The sequence below is a fragment of the Afipia sp. GAS231 genome (genome assembly GCF_900103365.1).
Lineage (GTDB): Bacteria > Pseudomonadota > Alphaproteobacteria > Rhizobiales > Xanthobacteraceae > Bradyrhizobium.
In genome coordinates, this window is the sequence record NZ_LT629703.1 from 6811406 (window position 1) to 6831021 (window position 19616).

Annotated in this window: 16 protein-coding genes and 1 tRNA gene; 14 read left to right on the plus strand and 3 right to left on the minus strand. The window is 62.0% G+C overall.

From position 1 onward, the window contains the following. The first annotated feature begins 28 nt into the window (after positions 1–28). The 3 genes from BLS26_RS31900 to BLS26_RS31910 all read left to right on the plus strand — a co-directional run bounded on the left by BLS26_RS31900 (position 29) and on the right by BLS26_RS31910 (position 4982). On the plus strand, positions 29–1408 hold the full coding sequence (locus BLS26_RS31900) for a malonyl-CoA decarboxylase (protein WP_092516432.1): 1380 nt from the start codon (positions 29–31) through the stop codon (positions 1406–1408). Between the two features lie 47 nt (positions 1409–1455). Further along, positions 1456–2958: a malonyl-CoA synthase gene (locus BLS26_RS31905; protein WP_092516433.1), complete on the plus strand. Its 1503-nt coding sequence runs from the start codon at positions 1456–1458 to the stop codon at positions 2956–2958. Positions 2959–3485: 527 nt separating this feature from the next. After that, entirely contained in the window at positions 3486–4982 is a 1497-nt protein-coding gene (locus BLS26_RS31910) for an amino acid permease (RefSeq protein WP_092516434.1), read from the plus strand. Positions 4983–5011: 29 nt separating this feature from the next. Here the strand turns inward: BLS26_RS31910 and BLS26_RS31915 are convergent, their stop codons facing one another. Continuing rightward, entirely contained in the window at positions 5012–5617 is a 606-nt protein-coding gene (locus BLS26_RS31915) for a TetR/AcrR family transcriptional regulator (protein ID WP_092516435.1), read from the minus strand. 123 nt (positions 5618–5740) lie between these two features. Here BLS26_RS31915 and BLS26_RS31920 point away from each other — a divergent pair, with 123 nt between their 5' ends. Both BLS26_RS31920 and BLS26_RS31925 read left to right on the plus strand, forming a co-directional pair. Further along, a complete protein-coding gene (locus BLS26_RS31920) occupies positions 5741–8890 on the plus strand; it encodes an efflux RND transporter permease subunit (protein WP_092516436.1) in 3150 nt (1049 codons plus the stop codon). A 25-nt stretch (positions 8891–8915) separates the two neighbouring features. Beyond that, positions 8916–10061 carry an efflux RND transporter periplasmic adaptor subunit gene (locus tag BLS26_RS31925; RefSeq protein WP_092516437.1) on the plus strand — a complete coding sequence of 382 codons (1146 nt, stop codon included), beginning with the start codon at positions 8916–8918 and terminating at the stop codon, positions 10059–10061. A 339-nt stretch (positions 10062–10400) separates the two neighbouring features. On the opposite strand, the gene BLS26_RS31930 is transcribed toward BLS26_RS31925, so the two are convergent. Then, entirely contained in the window at positions 10401–11348 is a 948-nt protein-coding gene (locus BLS26_RS31930; protein ID WP_092516438.1) for a GlxA family transcriptional regulator, read from the minus strand. A gap of 123 nt (positions 11349–11471) precedes the next feature. On the opposite strand from BLS26_RS31930, the gene BLS26_RS31935 reads away from it, so the two are divergent. The 3 genes from BLS26_RS31935 to BLS26_RS31945 all read left to right on the plus strand — a co-directional run bounded on the left by BLS26_RS31935 (position 11472) and on the right by BLS26_RS31945 (position 13660). Next, entirely contained in the window at positions 11472–12287 is an 816-nt protein-coding gene (locus BLS26_RS31935; protein ID WP_092516439.1) for an SDR family oxidoreductase, read from the plus strand. Between the two features lie 69 nt (positions 12288–12356). Beyond that, positions 12357–13172 (plus strand): type 1 glutamine amidotransferase domain-containing protein, encoded by an 816-nt coding sequence (locus BLS26_RS31940; RefSeq protein WP_244541761.1) that lies wholly within the window; start codon positions 12357–12359, stop codon positions 13170–13172. A gap of 77 nt (positions 13173–13249) precedes the next feature. Continuing rightward, positions 13250–13660 (plus strand): tautomerase, encoded by a 411-nt coding sequence (locus tag BLS26_RS31945; RefSeq protein ID WP_092516441.1) that lies wholly within the window; start codon positions 13250–13252, stop codon positions 13658–13660. A 104-nt stretch (positions 13661–13764) separates the two neighbouring features. Here BLS26_RS31945 and BLS26_RS31950 read toward each other — a convergent pair. Then, a tRNA-Gln gene (locus tag BLS26_RS31950) sits at positions 13765–13838 on the minus strand. Between the two features lie 202 nt (positions 13839–14040). Here BLS26_RS31950 and BLS26_RS31955 point away from each other — a divergent pair. The 6 genes from BLS26_RS31955 to BLS26_RS31980 all read left to right on the plus strand — a co-directional run bounded on the left by BLS26_RS31955 (position 14041) and on the right by BLS26_RS31980 (position 19596). Beyond that, positions 14041–14757, plus strand: a complete 717-nt coding sequence (locus BLS26_RS31955; RefSeq protein ID WP_092516442.1) for a spermidine synthase — start codon at positions 14041–14043, stop codon at positions 14755–14757. 176 nt (positions 14758–14933) lie between these two features. Then, positions 14934–16190 carry an ABC transporter substrate-binding protein gene (locus BLS26_RS31960; RefSeq protein WP_092516443.1) on the plus strand — a complete coding sequence of 419 codons (1257 nt, stop codon included), beginning with the start codon at positions 14934–14936 and terminating at the stop codon, positions 16188–16190. 83 nt (positions 16191–16273) lie between these two features. Then, a complete protein-coding gene (locus BLS26_RS31965; RefSeq protein ID WP_092516444.1) occupies positions 16274–17137 on the plus strand; it encodes a branched-chain amino acid ABC transporter permease in 864 nt (287 codons plus the stop codon). Further along, positions 17137–18126 (plus strand): branched-chain amino acid ABC transporter permease, encoded by a 990-nt coding sequence (locus BLS26_RS31970; protein ID WP_092516445.1) that lies wholly within the window; start codon positions 17137–17139, stop codon positions 18124–18126. The genes BLS26_RS31965 and BLS26_RS31970 overlap by 1 nt, the downstream gene beginning before the upstream one ends. Further along, a complete protein-coding gene (locus tag BLS26_RS31975) occupies positions 18116–18883 on the plus strand; it encodes an ABC transporter ATP-binding protein (RefSeq protein ID WP_092516446.1) in 768 nt (255 codons plus the stop codon). The genes BLS26_RS31970 and BLS26_RS31975 overlap by 11 nt, the downstream gene beginning before the upstream one ends. Beyond that, on the plus strand, positions 18880–19596 hold the full coding sequence (locus BLS26_RS31980; RefSeq protein WP_092516447.1) for an ABC transporter ATP-binding protein: 717 nt from the start codon (positions 18880–18882) through the stop codon (positions 19594–19596). The genes BLS26_RS31975 and BLS26_RS31980 overlap by 4 nt, the downstream gene beginning before the upstream one ends. Positions 19597–19616: the final 20 nt, after the last annotated feature.

Consider the following 19616-nt stretch of genomic DNA (forward strand, 5'->3'; position numbering starts at 1 on the left):
GAGATGTGAATTGACCAAGACAAGTCCGATGACCCGCAGCCTCGGCGGCGCACCCGAATTCCTGAATGGATTGATCGAGACCCTGACCGAGCGGGGAAGGGCGTTATTGCGGCGGAACGGATCGCCCCCTGAACCGGCGCGGCAGGAGCTGGCTGCGATGGGAGAGATGCTGCTGTCCCGCCGGGGCGAGGCCTCCGGGGTCGCGCTTGCGCAAAGTCTGCTGGCCGGCTTTGAGGCGGCGAGCGTTTCCGAGCGCGTGGCCTTTCTGAAATCGCTGGTCGATCGATTTGGACCGGATCGCCGCAAGGTTGAACTCGCAATCGAGGCGCTGCGCGCCGATGAAGGGCGGCAGGCGCTCGACAATCTGCACAGCGCCGCGGAGCCGCGCCGTCAGGAATTGATACGGCGGCTCAATCTGGCGCCGGGCGGAACGACCGCCCTGGTTCAGATGCGCGAACACTTGCTTGGTTATCTCAGGGAGCATCAGGAACTGCAGGCGATCGACGCCGACTTCGTTCACCTCTTCACGTCGTGGTTCAATCGGGGATTTCTCGTGCTGCGGCCGATCGACTGGACGACGCCTGCGAATATCCTCGAAAAGATCATCCGTTACGAGGCCGTTCACGCCATTCGCGACTGGAACGATCTTCGAAACCGCCTGGAGCCCGGCGACCGCCGTTGCTACGGTTTCTTCCACCCTCAGCTTGTCGATGAACCGTTGATCTTCGTCGAGGTTGCCCTGACCAAGGAAATTCCCACTTCCATCGCACCGTTGCTGGACCTGTCTCGTCAGCCGATCGCAGCCGCCGAGGCGACAACGGCTGTCTTCTATTCGATCTCGAATACGCAGAAGGGGTTGGGCGGCGTTTCGTTCGGCAATTTCCTGATCAAGCAGGTGGTGCAGGATCTCACCCGCGAGCTCGCGGGCCTCAAGACTTTCGTCACACTCTCGCCGGTGCCGGGGTTTGCGGCGTGGCTGGCGCGCGAACGCAAGGCGGAGCAGTCGCGCGCGCTCGACGGTACGGCCAAGGAAACGCTCCAGCTCCTCGACACACCGGATTGGCACAAATCCGCTGAAACGGCGGGCGCGTTGCGCGACGTGCTGCTGGCCGCCGGCGCCTTCTATTTTCTAAAGGCCAAGACGCCGACCGGTCGGCCGGTGGATCCGGTTGCGCGCTTCCATCTCGGCAACGGCGCGCGGCTGGAGCGATTGAACTTTCTCGGCGACACCTCGTCAAATGGCCAGAAGCAGTCGCATGGCCTGATGGTGAACTATTTGTATTCGATCGGCGAAATCGAGAAGAACCACGAAGCCTTCGCCGAAAGTGGTCAGGTCGTGGCTTCCGCTGAGGTGCGGCGGACGCTGCGCGCCGACCTGGCGTCCAGCGACCTCGTGCCGGCGCGCTAGGCCCAACTTCACCGACATTTTTACGTCACTCAAAATGGTGCAGCAGGATGAACGCAAACCTCTATGAACGGCTCGTCGGCTCGGTTGATCACGCCGGGCGTACAGCCATCGAAATGCCGGATGGCGAGTGCTATTCCTATCTGGATCTGGTCTCGTTGTCGGCGCGGACCGCCAACGTTCTCGTCGACAGGGGCGTGAAGCCCGGCGATCGGGTGGCTGCCAAGGTCGAGAAGTCCTTCGCGGCCCTGGTGCTCTATCTCGCAACCCTTCGTGCCGGTGCGATCTACCTGCCCCTCAATGTTGCCTATACTGTCGCCGAGACAGCTTACTTCCTGGGCGATGCCGCGCCGTCGCTCATCGTGTGCGATCCGCGTGAGGCGCGGGAGGTCGGGATCATTGCGGCTGGAATTGCGGCGAAGGTCGAAACGCTGGATGGAAGCGGCAAGGGCAGCCTGACCGACGCCGCGTCAGATGCATCGCCTTACTTCGCCTCGGTGCAGCGAGAGTCCGACGATCTTGCCGCCATCCTGTACACATCAGGCACGACGGGGAGGTCGAAGGGCGCCATGTTGACCCACAGCAATTTGCTTTCGAATGCCATGACGCTGAGGGACCAATGGTGCTTCACGTCGGAAGATCGGCTGATCCATGCATTGCCGATCTATCACACTCACGGACTGTTCGTGGCGAGTAACGTCACATTGATATCCGGCGGGACCTTGCTGCTGCTGCCGAAGTTCGACGCCGACCAGATCGTCGGCCTGATGTCCCGTGCGACGGTCCTGATGGGCGTGCCGACGTTTTACGTGCGCTTGCTGCAGCATCTGCATCTCAGTCAGGAGATCACCCGTCACATCAGGTTGTTCGTGTCGGGTTCCGCGCCCCTGCTGGCCGAAACGCACCGGGAATGGATGGCGCGGACTGGCCATGCGATCCTGGAACGGTATGGCATGACCGAAACCAACATGATCACGTCCAACCCTTACATGGGAACGCGAGTCCCGGGCTCGGTCGGTCTGCCGCTCCCGGGCGTCTCCGTGCGTGTGACCAATCCCGATACCGGCTCCGAACTGCCGAGGGGGGAGATCGGCATGATCGAGGTGCGCGGCCCGAACGTCTTCAAGGGCTATTGGCGGATGCCGGAGAAAACCGCGGCCGAATTCCGCGCCGACGGTTTCTTCGTCACAGGAGACCTCGGGAAATTCGACGACAGCAAATATCTCCATATCGTTGGGCGCGGAAAGGATTTGATCATTTCGGGCGGCTTCAACGTCTATCCGAAAGAAATTGAGACAGAGATCGATGCGATACCAGGAATAGCCGAATCCGCAGTGATCGGGATTGCGGATCCTGATTTCGGAGAAGCCGTCACTGCCGTGGTCGTCGCTGACTCGTCCAGTCCCCCGAATGAAGAGATGGTTCTGCGTGTTCTAAAGGACAGACTTGCGAACTATAAGCGACCGAAGCGGGTGCATTTCGTCAACGAGTTGCCTCGAAATACCATGGGCAAGGTCGAGAAGAAATTACTTCGTGATCGGTTCTCAATGTAGGGATGCGGGACCACCGGTCCCCTTTGCCCGTCGCCCTGCGACAACTGGTGCGCAAGACGAACGACGTTTGAGCGTACGGCAAAACCGTGTGGGCCTGCCATCCGTGGCTGATGTCAAGCTGGCGGAGGCGAAGTCGACCCGACCGGGTTTCGATCAGCCTTAATCCGTCAGCGACGGTGACAAAAAGGGAAATCGTCGCCGGGGCGAGCACGGCATAAGCCGTAAAGCCATTGCGTGGCGGATGCGGGAGTGTTTCCGCTGAACCTGTATGCTCGTGCGCGCATCTACAATTCCATTTGCGCACGGGACCGCGGGTGCAGCGTGCGCCCGGCATTCCCTACGCCCTCTCTTTTCGAGGCTGAAATTTTCAAAACCTCGGGCGCAGCGCGCCGCGAGACCGCGTAGGCGTGGGGGAAGACGATCGATCGTTTCACACGCACTGTATTCCGGGCGGTTGCGGCATGAACCAAACGGCGTCAAGATCGCGCCATCGCCGATGGCCCAAGCCATGAAGCACGGAGCCGGTTTTGCCAGATATCTGGGCGCGAAAATCTACCGCCGTTCTGACGCAGGAAGCGGCACAGGCGGCCGGCGACCCCGAAAACCATTCCTTCAAGCGTTCGCTGTCCGCGTTCAATCTCGTGATGCTCGGCATCGGCGGCGTGATCGGGGCGGGCATCTTCATCCTCACCGGGCAGGCGGCCGCCACCAATGCGGGGCCGGCGGTGACGTTGTCGTTTCTGCTCGGCGCCGTGGCCTGCGCGTTTGCAGGTCTTTGTTACGCCGAAATGGCCGCGAGCGTACCGATCAGCGGCAGCGCGTATACCTACGCCTATGCCACGCTCGGCGAGTTGATCGCCTGGATCATCGGCTGGGATCTGATTCTCGAATACGCGGTGGCAGCGGTCGCGGTGGCGGTCGGATGGTCCGCTTATGTCGTCAGCTTCGCCAAAGATTTCGGCATCGAATTGCCGCAGCGGCTGGTGTCTGCGCCGTTCGCCTATGACGCCAATGCCGGGGTCTGGTCGTCGACCGGGGCGATCTTCAACCTGCCGGCGATGTTCGTCATCGTGACGGTTACCGCCTTGCTGGTGGTCGGCATCCGCGAGACCGCGCGGTTCAACGATATCATCGTCGCGGTGAAGTTGATGGTGATCCTGCTGTTCATCGCCTGCGCGGTTTCCTCGGTGACGACGGCGAACTGGGTGACATCGGGCAATCCCGATGGCGCCTTCATTCCGCCGGGCCAGGCCACCGGCGTGTTCGGCTGGTTCGGTGTGGTCCGCGGCGCGGCGATGGTGTTCTTTGCCTATGTCGGTTTCGATGCAGTCTCGACCGCGGCGCAGGAAGCCAAAAAGCCGGAGCGCGACATGCCGATCGGCATCCTCGGCTCGCTCGCCGTTTGCGCCGTGCTCTATATCGCGGTGGCCTTTGTCCTGACCGGTATCGTGCCGTTCGACAAACTGAACGTTCCCGATCCGATGGCGGTCGGCATCGACAAAATCGGCATCGGCTGGCTGTCGCCGCTGATCAAGCTCGGGATCGTGTTGGGGCTGACCTCGGTCATTCTGGTCACGCTGCTCGGGCAGCCGCGGATTTTTCGCGCCATGGCCCATGACGGATTGCTGCCGCCGGCATTCGCCAAAATCCATCCGCGCTTTCGAACGCCGTACATCTCGACCATCGGCGGCGGCATTGTCGTCGCCGTGCTCGCCGGCCTGCTGCCGATCGGCCTGGTCGGCGAACTCGTCAGCATCGGAACGTTGTTTGCGTTTGCCGTGGTCTCGATCGGCACGCTCGCGCTGCGGATCATCGAGCCCGAACTGCCGCGCCCGTTCCGGGCGCCGGCGATCTGGCTGATCGCACCCGCCGGCGCGGCCACGTCGCTGTTTCTGATGCTGGGTCTGCCCGGCGACACCTGGATCAGGCTCGCGGTTTGGCTGTTGGTCGGGCTTGCGATCTATTTTGTGTATGGCGCGAGGCACAGCCGGCTGCGGGGCGGGGAGATGCGCAGCGAATCCTGAATTCAGCCAGCTTGGCCCCGGCTGGTACCCTAGCGCGACCTGCGGGCGGGTTTTGACTTTGCTTTGAACGTCGCGATCACGGCCTCCGCCGTCGCGGTAAACTTGGCACTGGGACCTTTGCTACCGGCCGCCTGACGGCTGACGCGGGCGCCCTCGAGCAGCAGCGTCAGCGTGTCGGCCAGCACTTCGGGCTGCGAGATACCTGCGCGGCGGCAGAGAGAAGCGAGGCGGTTACGGTGACTGGTCTTCAATTCCTCGATGATCCGGCGTCCCGGATGATTGTCCGCGGTCAGTTCGATGGCGGCATTGGCAAGCTCGCAGCCGCGCTCGTCGGATGTCACGCACTCCTCCGCGCAAACCAGCCAGGCCTTCAACTGCGCCTGCATATCGCCCGGATGGTCGCGCTCGAAATCCTGCCACATCTCGTCGACCTCGACGGCAACGCTCTGCAGATAGGCGACAATGAGATCGTCCTTCGAATCGAAGTGGCGATAGAGGGTCATCTTGTTGGTGCCGGCGGCCTCGGCGATCGTCTCGACCCCTACGCCGCGGATACCGTGCCGATGGAACAAATCCCTGGCCGCCAACAGGATTCGTTCGCGTGGCCGCAGGGTGTCGGAATGGGCTTCGGGCATCTGGTTCCCTCAAGGAATATTGATTGTGCCGCCCCGCTTGACCAAGGTGTTACCGGTCGGTAATGTCCGCCGTTACCGACCAGTAACATCTTTCCGCAGTTCGGGTCAAGATCGGGCCGTTTCATGGTTAGCTTCTTTATTCATCGTCCAATCTTCGCGTCGTCGATCGCGGTCATCATGGTCCTGGCCGGGGCCATCTGCTATTTCCTGCTGCCGGTCTCGCAATTTCCCGACATCACGCCGCCCCAGGTCGTGGTCAGCGCGGCCTATCCGGGCGCGAGCGCCCAGGTCGTCGCCGACACCGTGACGACGCCGCTCGAACAGCAGATCAACGGCGTGCAGGGGATGACCTACATGTCGTCCTCGAGTTCCAACGACGGCTCGTCGACAATCACGGTCACGTTCGACGTCGGATATCCCCTGAGCATCGCTGCGGTCGACGTCCAGAACCGCGTGGCGCAGGCCGCCGCCTCGCTGCCTCCCATCGTCAATCAGGGCGGCGTCATCATCAAGAAACAGAACCCGAATTTCGTGCTGATCGTGAACCTGGTTTCGCCGGACGGCTCGGTCGATCCGGTGGCGCTCAGCAACTACGCTTATCTTCAGGTGGTGGACCCGCTGAAACGGGTTCCGGGGGTCGGCGACGTCCAGATCTTCGGTGAGCGGCGCTATTCGATGCGCATCTGGCTCGATCCCGACAAGCTCGCCAAGCTCGGTATCACCGCGGTCGACGTGCAGCAGGCGGTCGCCGAACAGAACGTTCAGGTTGCCGCCGGCAAGATCGGGCAATCCCCGGCGCCTGAAGGCACGCCGTTCGAAATGCAGGTGAATGCGACCGGCCGGCTCAGTGACCCCGAGCAGTTCGGCGACATCGTGGTGCGCTCGGATCCCGCCAGCGGGGCGATCGTCAGGATGAAAGATATTGCCCGCATCGAACTCGGCGCGCTGCAATATTCCTCGACCGCCGTGTTCGGCAAGGATCCGACCGTCGTGCTGGCGGTGTACCAGATGCCGGGTTCGAACGCGCTGGACCTGCAGCAGCACGTCAAGGACAAGATGGAGGAGCTTTCGAAGCGCTTCCCGAAGGGGATCGAATACGGCCTGCATTACGACACCACACGGTTCGTCAAGGCAGCCAAGCGCGACGTCATCATCACGCTGAGCGAGGCGTTGGCCCTCGTCATCCTCGTCGTCTTTATCTTTCTGCAAAACTGGCGCACCACGCTCATCCCCACCATCGCTATTCCGGTCTCGTTGATTGCAACGTTGGCCGTCATGCAGGTGATGGGCTTCTCTCTCAACATGCTGAGCCTGCTCGGCATGGTGCTCGCGATCGGGTTGGTCGTGGACGACGCCATCGTGGTGGTGGAGAACGTCGAACGGCAACTCGAAAACGGTCTGCCGCCGCTGAAGGCGGCGCAGGCCGCCATGGCCGAAGTGACAGGGCCGATCATCGCGACGACCGCCGTGCTGATGGCCGTCTTCGTGCCGGTGGCGTTCATCCCTGGCGTGACCGGACGTCTCTACAATCAGTTCGCGCTGACGGTCGCGATTTCGGTCGGCATCTCCGCGTTCAATTCGCTGACGCTTAGTCCGGCCCTGAGCGCCGCGTTTCTGCGGCACCGGCCCCCGGGCAATTTCGCGCCGTTCCGCTGGTTCAATGCCGGGTTCGATCGTCTCTCGCACGGTTACGCAAAACTGGTGCGGGTGCTGATCGGCTGGCGATGGGCTGTCTTGGCAGTATTCGTTGGCGTTCTGGGGGCAACCTATTTTCTCTCACAGCGCATTCCATCGAGCTTCCTGCCGGTCGAGGATCAGGGCTATTTCTTCGTCGTGATCCAGCTTCCAGACGGCGCTTCGCTGCAACGCACCGACGCGGTTGCTGAAAAGGTGAGGGGAATACTGGAAGGCACGCCGGGGGTCGACATCGTCGGCTCGATCAGCGGCCTCAACTTCCTCACCAACGCGGCCCAATCGAATTCGGCGGTGGAGTTCGGAATTCTCAAGCCTTGGGACGAGCGGCCGGCTTCGCAGACGGCCTCACGCATCGTGGCCGACGTTCGGATGAAGCTGTTGATGGTTCCAGAAGCCTTCGTCCTCAGCTTCGACCCGCCATCGATTCCGGGCCTTGGTGCGACAGGTGGTTTTGAGTTCCAGGTCGAAGACCTGACGGGCAGGGGCAGTTTTGCGCTGAACGAGGCCACACAGGCGCTGATTGCGGAAGCCCGCAAGCAGCCCGAACTGAATCCGATGCAGCTTTTCAGTTCGTTCTCGACCTCGACCCCGCAGTTCAAATACGACCTCGATCGTACCAAGGCAAAATTGCTCGGGCTCAATGTTCCCGACGTCTTCAACACCTTGCAGATATTTTTGGGCTCGCTGTACGTGAACGACTTCAACCTGTTTGGGCGCACCTTCCGCGTGACACTGCAGGCCGACAAGGACTCGCGAGCGGCGGCGACGGATCTTAACCGGCTCTACGTCCGCAACTCCGGTGGCAGCATGGTCCCGTTGAGCACACTGGGCCTGCTCAAGCCGATCGTCGGCCCGGAGACCGTTCCGCACTACAACAACTACGCGTCCGCGCTGGTCAACGGCGGCGCCGCGCCGGGCTACAGCTCGGGGCAGGCGGTTACGGCGATGGAGCGGGCGGCGGCCGTGGCACTGCCGCGCGACTTCGCGTTCGAGTGGACCGGCATCACCTACCAGGAACTGAAAGCAGGATCGATCGCCACGGTCGTGTTCGTGCTGGCGATCGTGTTCGTGTTCCTGATTCTGGCGGCTCAGTATGAGAGCTGGTCGATGCCGTTCATGGTGCTGTTCGCGGTGCCTCTGGCGCTGTTCGGCGCCTTCCTGGCGCTGTTCGTGCGGGGCCTGCAGACCGACGTCTATTCACAGATCGGCTTCGTGATGCTGATCGGACTTTCCGCCAAGAATGCCATTCTGATCGTGGAGTTCGCCAAGCGCCGGCGGCAGGAAGGCTTGAGCATTGTGGACGCTGCGATGGAAGCCGCGCGTCTGCGGCTTCGGCCGATCCTGATGACGGCATTCGCGTTCATCCTCGGCGTCGTTCCGCTGATGATCGCGAGCGGGGCGGGTGCTGCCAGCCGGCAATCCATCGGAACGACCGTTTTCGGCGGCATGCTGGCGGCGACAATCCTGACCCTGCTGTTCGTGCCCGTGTTCTATGCCGCGATCGAAACTTTCCGTGAGCGCGGCCATTCATCCGAAGAATCACATGCTCCCCAGCCCGGCCACGTACCGGCCGAATGAAATCAGGAAATCCCAAGGAAATCTCATGAAAGCCTGGAAAATCTTGCTCGGCAGCGCCGCTGTCGTCTGTGTCGGCGCAGCCATTGCCTCCTACTCGCTCCGTGCCGGGCCGGTGGCCGCCGCGGCGGGGCCATCGGGTCCGCCGGCCATGCCTGTTCCCGTTACGGCCGTCATCAAACGAACGATCCCGGTCTATCTCGAATATTCTGCACGCACGGAATCCATTCGCGAGGTCTCGCTGCAGGCCAAAGTCGCGGGCTACATCCAGTCGCAGCCGACGGTCGATGGCGCCGACGTGAAAGGCGATGAACTGCTGTACAAGATTGACGACCGCGACTATCGGGCGACCCTCGATCAGGCCAAGGCACAGGCGCAGCGAAATGTCGCCGCGCTCGGTTATGCGCGCTCGAACTTCAACCGCGGCGACGAACTGGTGAAGACCGGATTTCTGGCCAAGGACAATTACGATCAGCGTGCCAGCACGCTCGGCCAAAGCGAGGCGTCGGTCGCGATGGATAATGCCGGGGTCCGTTCGGCGGAGATCAATCTGGCCTACACCGAAATTCGCGCGCCGTTTTCGGGACGCCTCGGCCGCAACCGCGCTCCCGTCGGCACGCTGGTCGGCGGATCCGGCTTCACGCTCAACACGCTGGTCCAGCTCGATCCGCTCTATGTGACCTTCAATCCGAGCGAGCGGGATATCGGCGTCATCCAGACGGCGCGCCTTGCCAGCAAGGTGGCTACCAAGGTTTCGCTGCCCGATGATGCCTCGGCGGATTATTCCGGAGAACTCACTTTCGTCGACAACGGGGTCGATCGCACGACGGGAACGATCACGGCGAGAGCAACCGTGCCGAACCCGAAATTCACGCTGCTTCCCGGGCAATACGTCCGCGTCCGCCTGCATGTGCGCGATGAGCCCGATGCTCTCATGGTGCCGCAGGTCGCTCTCGGATCGAGCCAGCTTGGAAAATACGTGTATGTCGTCGGTGAGGGCAACAAGGCCGAGCAGAAGATCGTGACTCTCGGGCCAACGGATGGCGACGCCGTGAGCGTGAAAGGCCTCGTCGAAACGGATCGGGTGATCACAGGCAATCTGCAGAAAATCGGCCCCGGTTCGCCGGTGTCGCCGATCGGCCAGAAGGAGGCTTCTGCGTCGGACGTCAAATGAGGAAACCGCGCGTATTTTTTCGTTGGATGCGACGGGCCTGGCGGCGTTGGTCGACACCGCCATCCGAAACGCGCGCGATTTCATCGATCGACACAAAGGAGTTCACGGACCTGCTCCGCAGCGGACGCGCGGCCGACCTCAAGACGCTGGCGAGAAGGCTGAGTGAGCATGCGGCGTGTTCCAGAACCGGCGTGCGACGCGATCATCCGGCACGAGGTGTAGCCAGTTCGAAAGACCCGCGCGTGAAGAAGTAGGGAAACGCGCTGATATTGCTTTCGAACCTGGACCCAAACGGAAGAAATGGGAACGGACGGCAACTCCGGATAGCTCCTCATTCGACTACGCGGCAGTTTCGGCTCGGGCATTTCGTCGAATGGTTTGCGGCGGTTGACCGAAGGTGCGCAGGAACGCCTGCCGCAAGCGCCTCCGATCTCCGAACCCTGTGTCTCTTGCCACCACATCGATTGGATGGCGCGTCTGCTCCATCATCATTCGTGCCGCTTCGAGCCGAAGATTTTCAATCGCTTTCGCCGGCGATTGCCCCGTTTCAGCGCGGAATGCCCGGCTGAACTGGCGCGGACTTAAGTGCGCTGCGTCCGCCAGTCGCTCCACCGACAAGGGGGTATGAAGATTCTTCTTCGCATAAGCTAACACATTCTGGATGCGGTCGGACTTCGCCTCCAGTTCGAGAAGGGCGGAGTGCTGCGACTGTCCGCCGGCACGGCGATGAAACACGACGAGCTTTTGAGCGATCGCGTGCGCGGCGTCAGCGCCGAGGTCCTTTTCAGCCATCGCCAGCGCAAGATCGATGCCGGCCGTCATGCCGGCCGATGTCCACACGTTCCCGTCGATGATGAAGATACGATCTTCTTCCATCTTAACGTTGGGAAACCGCGCTTGAAGGTCACGCGCATAAAGCCAGTGTGTCGTCGCGCGTTTTCCAGCCAGAAGGCCTGCTTCCGCGAGGATGAAACTACCTGTGCAAATCGACGCGATACGGCGCGACATCTTTGATGCCTTGCGGATAAAGGCGAGCAGGCCAGCAGGGGCGCGCTCAATGATCGACGCCCCGCCGCCCACGATCACCGTGTCGTAGGTCGTTTGGCCGAAGCGCTTTGAGTCAATCACCATCCCCGTCGATGAGCGCACAGGGCCGCCGTGTTCCGAGATGAAATGCATCTCGTAAACCGGTTTGCCGAGCATGACGTTGGCGTACTCAAACACTGAAAGCGCCGCGAAACTCATCGACTGAAAGCCGTCGAAAACGACAAAACCGATGCGCTGCATCCAAATTCTCCGGTCAAAACGGGACGTCCTAAAAACGTAACATATACGTCATTTCGGACAAAAGCTAGTTGCCTTACGTTTCTGGCATCAGCCTTCGGGCGAACCAAAACGAAAGGAAAACAGATGCTTAGCACCAGAAATAACGGCGCCGTACTCATTACCGGTGCTTCGACGGGCATTGGCGCCATCTACGCGGACCGGCTGGCGCGACGCGGTTACGACCTCATTCTTGTTGCCCGCAACGAAGACAAGCTCAACGCCCTCGCAAAGAAGCTGACGACCGAAACTGGTCGCAGCATCGAAGTCGTTGCGGCCGATCTCACCAGGAAGGGCGACCTCGCACGGGTCGAAAAGATTCTGCGCGAGGACGCCAGCATCACCATGCTGGTGAACAATGCCGGCGTCGGCGCGATCAAGCCTTTGCTAGATACCGACGTGAGCAAGTTGGACGAGCTGATCGAACTGAACGTTACGGCGTTGGCTCGCCTCACGTATGCAGCCGCACCGGCCTTCGTGGCTCGTGGAACCGGAACGATCGTCAACATCTCTTCGGTTGTTGGTATCGCGCCGGAATTTTTGAACGGCGTGTACGGGGCCAGCAAGTCTTTCGTCACGGCGTTCAGCCAATCCCTGCAGCATGAATTGGCACCTAAGGGACTGCGTATCCAGGCCGTTCTTCCCGCCGCGACCGCTACGGACTTCTGGGAATTGGCGGGCCGGCATGTCAGCCAGCTTCCGCAGGAGATCGTCATGACTGCAGAAAATCTGGTCGATGCCGCGCTTGTCGGGTTGGATCAAGGCGAAACCGTCACCATCCCTGTTCTGCAGGATAGCGCTGTCTGGGACCGCTACGAGGCGGCGCGTCGCGACATGTTTTCACATCTTCGCGGCACCACACCTTCTCCCCGCTATCGGCTGGCCGAAGCCAAAATTGCCTGACGCATGATCGGCGGTCGGGCATTACGCCCAGCGCCGATTTTTTTCACACAACCCAAAAGGAGACTTCCAATGAACGCTGTCACTTCAAACCAGACTTTTTCCAAAGGAAAAGTCCTCGTTGTGATGTCGGGGGCACATCTGCTCGAAATGCCGGACAATAAGGTCTATGCCACCGGCTACTACCTCAATGAACTCGCGACGCCGTTGCGCGCTCTGATCAAGGCCGGTTACACGCCTGTGTTCGCGAGTCCTAACGGGGATGCACCGACAATGGACGCGAGCTCGAACGATGCCAAATTCTTTGGCAACGACAATGCGAAGCGTATGGAAACGCTCCGATTTATCGATAGCTTTGAAGGGCTGCGTCATCCCCTGAAACTCTCGGATGTCGCAGGTCAGACGCAGAGTTATGCAGCGGTCTTCGTACCCGGCGGTCATGCGCCGATGGTTGACCTCGTCAAAGACAAGGACCTCGGCAAGATCTTGCTGAGCTTCCATGAAACCAGGCGTCCGACGGCGCTGATCTGCCACGGGCCGATGGCGCTGTTGTCCACGCTTCCCCAGACGGAAACGTTCGACAAAGCCTTGAATGCCGGTGACATGGCTTCTCTTCCGGCCTTGGCGCAAGGTTGGCCCTATGCGGGTTACAAGATTGCCGTGTTCTCGAAAGCCGAAGAATTGCAAATCGAACATCCGCAGCTTGGTGGCCGCGCACCTTACTATAACGACGAGGCGCTGAAAGCCGCAGGGGCGCAAATCCAGAATGCGGAGTCGTGGAAGCCGAACGCTGTTGTCGACCGCGAAGTGATTACAGGTCAGCAGCCCTTCTCGGACACGGCTTTCGCCGACGCCTTGATCGCTCAACTGGAAAAAGCTGGCAAATGACGCCGGCCGTGAAGAGGCCTGGGGCTGCTTCGGCAGTCCCAGGCCTTCAACCCAAACACCACTGATCGGATATTCCCATGCCCTATCTGCAACTCGATGTTAACGGACACTATTCGTCTGACGACAAGCGCCGTCTCGCGACCAAAATGAGCGAGACCTATGCGGAGATGATGTCGGTCGATATTCGACGGATCAGCGTCGCTGTCCGCGAATTAGGGGACGGCGGCGTCTGGCGCATCATCGAGGCCGGGACCGAGCCCGTGCCGGTATCCGTCATGATGCTGGACATTCGGCAAGGCCGTCCAGCCGAGTTGCGCATGGCCGTAGCGAAAGCGCTTTGCGCCCATGTCATCGAAATTCTGGGGCTGCGCGAAGACAGGCTCAACGTCGAGTTCACACAGCACAGCGGCGACGAGATGTATCACCCGACCTTAGGCGGCTACAGCCCGGAGTGGCGGCCGGACGAGGTGTCCGGAAAGGCCGAGTAAGGCGACCACTCAGAAAGGCGGTTGGCACTGCGTGTCATCGAACCGGGGCTGGCGCACTCGTTCTGTGCTCCGGATCGCGGGGCCGCTGGCCGCATGGAGGCTGTTGGCTGGGGAACTAGGATTCGAACCTAGACAAACAGAGTCAGAGTCTGTTGTGCTACCGTTACACCATTCCCCAATAATTGCTCAACGATATCAACAAGTTAGGAAGTCGTTCGGGCAATGGTCCGCGGCCGGATCAGGCCTAGCCAGCGAACTGGCGCCCTTCTACCCGCTACCTCCCGCTCTTGGCAAGCGCGCAGGGATGGGCTTGGTGCAAGGGGGCCCGGCAAATCCGCCGTTTTTCGTCGCGCGGCCGGGCGACCGTCAGGGCTGGGAAGATGAGCCGTTCGTTCGAAGAGCTGGATTTCCGCCCGACGCCGATGGGCGCGCTCAGCCTGCGGCGGCGCCGGTCGCCTTCGTCGGGCATCGACGTCTACGAAATCAAGCTCGGCGACGAATACCTGATGTCGAGCCAGTTCACCGCCGCCGAGATCGAATTGGCGCGGCTGGGGCTGGCGGCATTGACGCGCGCCGACCTCGATGTCGTCGTCGGCGGCCTCGGGCTCGGCTATACCGCGCAAGCCGTGCTCGAACATTCCAGCGTGCGGTCGCTGGTCGTGGTCGATGCGCTGCCCGAAGTGATCGAATGGCATGAGCAGGGCCTGCTGCCGCTCGGCAGGCAACTGACCGGCGACCCGCGCTGTCGTCTCGTTCATGGCGACTTCTTCGCGATGACGCAGTCCACCGACGGTTACGATCCCCAAACGCCGCGCCGCCGCTTCGATGCGCTGCTGGTTGATATCGACCACTCGCCGACAAAGCTGCTGCACCCGCGCCACGCCGCGCTGTACGCGAGGGAGGGGCTCTCGCGGCTGGCCGAACATCTGCATCCCGGCGGCGTGTTTGCGCTGTGGTCGAACGATCCACCGGATGAAGCGTTCGAACGCGTGCTGAAGGACGTCTTCGCAACCACGGTTGCACACGTCGTGACGTTCGACGATCTGGCGGGGGAACACATCGCCACCAACACGGTCTATGTTGCCCAAAAAGCCTGAAGGGCCATCCGACTAATTGCCGCGTGCGAGGACGCCGCCGCAACTTGCCCATGCTATCAGGCCATGCGATGCTGACCGCGCTGAAAAACAGGGAAAGCGATGGGCCGTCGTGCCCCAAGCTTATCCAGAGCTCTCAAGAGCCACACACCGGGCGGTACCTCCAGGAGATTCTCAAAATGGCATTCAAACATATCGCTGGATTGATTTCGGCTGCCGCCATCTCGGTCGCGCTGGCAGGCGCGGCTTCGGCGCAGGACAAGACCGTCAAGATCGGCATGATCCTCCCCCTCAGCGGCAACGCCGCCAGCGCCGGCACGCATGGCAAGGCCGCGATCGAAACCGCGGTCGAGATCATCAACACCGGCGGTGCCGGTCTCGGCAATCTGCCGCTCACCAACAATGCAGGCCTCAAGGGCCTCGGCGGCGCCAAGGTCGAGGTCGTGTTCGCCGACAATCAGGGCAGCCCCGCCGTCGGCCAGAATCAGGCGCTTCGTCTGATCACCGAAGAAAAAGTGGTTGCACTGGCTGGCGCCTATCAGTCCGGCATCACGCTGACCGCAAGTGCGATCGCCGAGAAATACGGCATTCCCTTCGTCAACGGCGAGTCGGTTGCTGCCAACCTGACCGAGCGCGGCTTCAAATGGTTCTTCCGCGTGACGCCGGTGGCGTCGGATTTCGCCAAGATCTATCTTGAATTTCTCAAGGACATGAAGGCCGGCGGCATCAAGACCGACAATGTCGCGATCGTCCACGAGAATACCGAGTACGGCACTTCGGTCGCGAGCGTCATCTCCTCGGTCTTCAAGGACAACGGCCTCGCCATCGCGCTGGATATTCCCTATGCCGCCAACACCACCGACGTGCAGAGCCAGGTGTTGCAGCTCAAGGACAAGAAGCCGGATGTGGTGATCATGGTCAGCTACACATCGGATGCGATCCTGTACGCCAAGACCATGCAGGCGCTGGACTACAAGCCGCCGATGATCATCGCCGACAATTCCGGCTTCTCCGATCCGTCGTTCATCAAGACCGCCGGAAAGTTGACGCAGGGACTGTTCAATCGGTCGTCGTTCGCGATCGGGGCGCCGGGAACGCCGACCTACCTGATCAACGAGCTGTACAAGAAGAAGAGCGGCGGTGACGATCTCGACGACACCGCGGCGCGCGAGATGCAGGGCTTCTTCGTGCTGGTCGAGGCGATCGACCGCGCCGGTTCGACCGAGCCCGCCAAGATCCAGGCGGCGCTGAAGGCCACCGACCTCAAGCCCGATCAATTGATCATGGGCTACAAGGGCGTGAAGTTCGACGACAAGGGCCAGAACGTGCTGGCCGCGGGCCTGGTGATCCAGCTGCAGGACGGCGAGAACTACACGCCGGTCTGGCCGAACCAACTGGCCAAGACCGCTCCGGTTTTTCCGTTCAAGGGTTGGTAAGGTCATGAGGCCGGCACCTCAGCGCCGGCCTTGTCTATCCCGTTGCGCCGTGATCGCCAGAGTCCAACCGGCAAGCCGCTGACATGTCCTCCATTCTCGTTCAGGTGATCGTCGGTGGCCTGTTGCTCGGCGCGGTCTACGCGCTGTTTTCATCCGGCCTCACGCTGATCTGGGGCATGATGAACATCGTCAATTTCGCGCATGGCGATTTCGTCATGCTCGGAATGTACACGGCCTTCGTGGTCTGGACGCTGCTCGGCGTCGGGCCGCTGGCCGGCGTGCCGATCGCAGCCCTGGTGCTGGCGACGGTCGGGATCGTGGTCTATTTCGGGCTGATCCGCAGCGTGATGAAGGGGCCGATGCTGGCCCAGATTCTCGTCACCTTCGGGCTGGCGCTGTTGCTGCGCTATTCGGTGTTCTGGGCGTTCGGCGCCAACTTCCTCACTTTGCCGGGAGATCTGGTCGGCGGCACCTATGACGTGCTCGGCATCAAGTTGCAGGCTTCGCGTCTTCTGGCCGGCGTCGTCGCGTTGCTGGTGACGCTTGGACTGCATCTCTTGCTGACGCGCACCTCGTTGGGATCGAAGATGCTCGCGGTTTCCGAGGATGCCACCGCGGCGCAACTGATGGGCATTCGCCCTGACAGCATGCAGGCGATCGCCTGGGCGATCGCGGCCGGCGCAACGGGCCTGGCTGGCGCGCTGATCGCGACCTTCTTCTATATTGCGCCGACCGTCGGCGAGACGCTTGGCATCGTCGCCTTCGTCACGGTGTCGCTCGGCGGTTTCGGCAGCGTGCCGGGCGCGTTGGTCGCGGGGCTGCTGATCGGCGTCATCGAATCCGTGTCGGCCTATTTGATCGGCGGGATCTACAAGGACATCGTGGTGTATTCGCTGTTCCTGTGTTTCCTCTGGTTCAGGCCGCAAGGCTTGATGGGCAAGATGTGATGCGGCGCTTCTTCTGGCCCTCGGTCGCGCTCGCGCTCGTCATCCTCTATCCGCTGGTGTTCACGACGCCGTTCCAGCAGCGGCTCGGCGCGCTGATCCTGCTCTATGCGATCGCGGCCTCGGCCTGGAACATCATCGGCGGTTACGCCGGGCAGGTATCGGTCGGCCATGTCGTGTTCTTTGGCTGCGGCGCCTACGCCTCGATGGCGGCGTATTCGCATTTCGGATTACCGCCGCTGGTCGGCATCCCCGCCGGCATCATCTTCAGCGTGGCGATTGCCGCCGTGGTCGGTGTTCCGACGCTGCGGCTGTCCGGCCATTATTTCAGCATGGCGACGATCGCGGTCGCCGAGCTCGCGCGCCTGATCGTGACCAACACCGATTATCTCGGCGCCGCCGTCGGCCTCAGCGGTCCGACCGTGCCGCGCACGGTGTTGGATCTCTCCTTCATCTCGGCGTTGCCTTATTACTACCTGTTCCTGTCGGTTCTCCTGATCACGCTCGGCATCACCTGGTGGATGACCAACAGCCGGATGGGATTTTACCTGCGCGCGATCAAGGACTCCGAACGCGCGGCGCGTTCGCTCGGTGCGCCGGCGAGCCGGACCAAGCTTTACGCCTATATGCTGAGCGCGGGGCTCACCAGCGTGGCCGGTGCGCTCTATTCGATGATGTTCGGCTTCGTCGATCCGGAGTCCGGCCTCGGCATTCTGATCTCGGTGAAGATGCTGATCATGGCGGCGCTTGGCGGCGCCGGTCTGCTGTTCGGTCCGCTGGTCGGCGCCGCGATCCTGGTGCCGCTGGAGGAAATCTCCAACAATCTGCTCGGCGGCAAGGGCGCAGGCCTCACCTTCGTGGTCTACGGCGCCATCATCGTGATCATCGCCCGGTTCCAGCCCGGCGGCATTCTGGCGCTGATCAACCGTCTCTGGGCCAAACGCAAGCCTGCCGAGAAGCCGGTCGTGCAGGGAGCACCCCATGCTTCTTGAAGCCCGAGACATCACCAAAGCCTTCGGCAGTTTCAAGGCGGTCGACGCCGCCAGCGTCACGCTGGAGCAGGGCGATATTCTCGGCCTGATCGGTCCCAACGGCGCCGGCAAGTCGACCTTGTTCAACTGCCTGACCGGCGATCTGGTTTCGACCTCGGGTCGCGTGCTGTTCGAGGGCCACGACATCACCACGATGACGCCGGAAGCGCGGGCGCAGCTCGGGCTGGCGCGCACCTTCCAGGTGCCGCAGACGTTTGAAGGCATGACGGTGCTGGAGAACGTGATGATCGGCGCGTTCCTGCGCACGCCGCATCGCGCGGAAGCGGAGAGGAAGGCGCGCGCCGTGCTGGAGCGCGTCGGCATGGTCAAATTAGCGGATGCGCCGGCCCGTTCGCTCGGCACGCCCGGCCGCAAGCGGCTGGAGATCGCGCGCGCGCTCGCCACCGAACCAAAAGTTCTGCTGCTCGACGAAGCCATGGCCGGCCTGACCCAGAGCGAGGTGCGGCTTGCGATCGACCTGGTGCGCGACATCCACCGCTCCGGCATCACGCTGGTGATCGTCGAACACATCATGGAAGTGATCATGTCGCTGGCGAGCCGCGTCGTGGTGTTCCACCAGGGCAAGGAAATCGCCCGCGGCAGCCCGCGCGAGGTCACCGCCAATCCGGCCGTGATCGCGGCCTATCTCGGCACCCGCGCCGCCAAGGCCGCTGCCGGTCATACGCCGGTCGAGCTGATGGGCGGACCGGCGACATGACCGGGCCGCTGCTTTCCATCCAGCATCTCGAAGTCCGCTACGGCGACCTGATCGGCGTCTCCGATGTGTCGCTCGACGTGCCCGAGGGCAGCGTGGTGGCACTGCTCGGCTCCAATGGCGGCGGCAAAACCACGGTGCTCAACGCCATCGCCGGACTGATTCCTGTCCATGCCGGGTCGATCCGCTTTGGCGGCGAGGAGATCGGCGGGCAGACGGCGTTTGCGATCGTGCGCAAGCGGCTGGCGCTGTCGCCGGAGGGCTGGCGGCTGTTCGTGCAGCAGAGCGTCGAGAACAATCTGCTGCTCGGCGCGACTCCGCTACGCGACAAGGCGCGCAAGGCTGTGCTGCTGGAACGCGTCTACGAAGTATTTCCGAAACTGAAAGAGCGCCGCAACCAGCGCGCCGGCACCATGTCCGGCGGCGAGCGCCAGATGCTGGCGGTCGGCCGCGCCCTGATGAGCGATCCAAAACTGCTGATGCTGGACGAGCCGTCGCTGGGCCTGGCGCCGGCCGTCGTGGAATCGATGTACGACACATTTCAGCGGCTGCACCGGGAAGGGCTGACCATCCTGCTTGCCGAACAGTCGATCGAACTGGCGCTGGAAGTCTCGGATTTCGCCACCGTGCTGCAAGTCGGCAAGAGCGTGCTGTCCGGCACGGCAGCCGCGCTGGCGCAAGATCCGCAGGTGCAGAAGGCGTATTTGGGCGCGTGACGCTGCGTAGGGCGGATTAG

What these genes read in the sequence shown, in the direction of transcription:
- BLS26_RS31935 (WP_092516439.1), top strand. Translation starts at nt 11,472, where the DNA reads ATGCTTAGCACCAGAAATAACGGCGCCGTACTCATTACCGGTGCTTCG.
- BLS26_RS31970 (WP_092516445.1), top strand. Translation starts at nt 17,137, where the DNA reads ATGCGGCGCTTCTTCTGGCCCTCGGTCGCGCTCGCGCTCGTCATCCTC.
- BLS26_RS31905 (WP_092516433.1), top strand. Translation starts at nt 1,456, where the DNA reads ATGAACGCAAACCTCTATGAACGGCTCGTCGGCTCGGTTGATCACGCC.
- BLS26_RS31940 (WP_244541761.1), top strand. Translation starts at nt 12,357, where the DNA reads ATGAACGCTGTCACTTCAAACCAGACTTTTTCCAAAGGAAAAGTCCTC.
- BLS26_RS31930 (WP_092516438.1), bottom strand. Translation starts at nt 11,348, where the DNA reads ATGCAGCGCATCGGTTTTGTCGTTTTCGACGGCTTTCAGTCGATGAGT.
- BLS26_RS31920 (WP_092516436.1), top strand. Translation starts at nt 5,741, where the DNA reads ATGGTTAGCTTCTTTATTCATCGTCCAATCTTCGCGTCGTCGATCGCG.
- BLS26_RS31925 (WP_092516437.1), top strand. Translation starts at nt 8,916, where the DNA reads ATGAAAGCCTGGAAAATCTTGCTCGGCAGCGCCGCTGTCGTCTGTGTC.
- BLS26_RS31945 (WP_092516441.1), top strand. Translation starts at nt 13,250, where the DNA reads ATGCCCTATCTGCAACTCGATGTTAACGGACACTATTCGTCTGACGAC.
- BLS26_RS31900 (WP_092516432.1), top strand. Translation starts at nt 29, where the DNA reads ATGACCCGCAGCCTCGGCGGCGCACCCGAATTCCTGAATGGATTGATC.
- BLS26_RS31975 (WP_092516446.1), top strand. Translation starts at nt 18,116, where the DNA reads ATGCTTCTTGAAGCCCGAGACATCACCAAAGCCTTCGGCAGTTTCAAG.
- BLS26_RS31980 (WP_092516447.1), top strand. Translation starts at nt 18,880, where the DNA reads ATGACCGGGCCGCTGCTTTCCATCCAGCATCTCGAAGTCCGCTACGGC.
- BLS26_RS31960 (WP_092516443.1), top strand. Translation starts at nt 14,934, where the DNA reads ATGGCATTCAAACATATCGCTGGATTGATTTCGGCTGCCGCCATCTCG.
- BLS26_RS31965 (WP_092516444.1), top strand. Translation starts at nt 16,274, where the DNA reads ATGTCCTCCATTCTCGTTCAGGTGATCGTCGGTGGCCTGTTGCTCGGC.
- BLS26_RS31915 (WP_092516435.1), bottom strand. Translation starts at nt 5,617, where the DNA reads ATGCCCGAAGCCCATTCCGACACCCTGCGGCCACGCGAACGAATCCTG.
- BLS26_RS31955 (WP_092516442.1), top strand. Translation starts at nt 14,041, where the DNA reads ATGAGCCGTTCGTTCGAAGAGCTGGATTTCCGCCCGACGCCGATGGGC.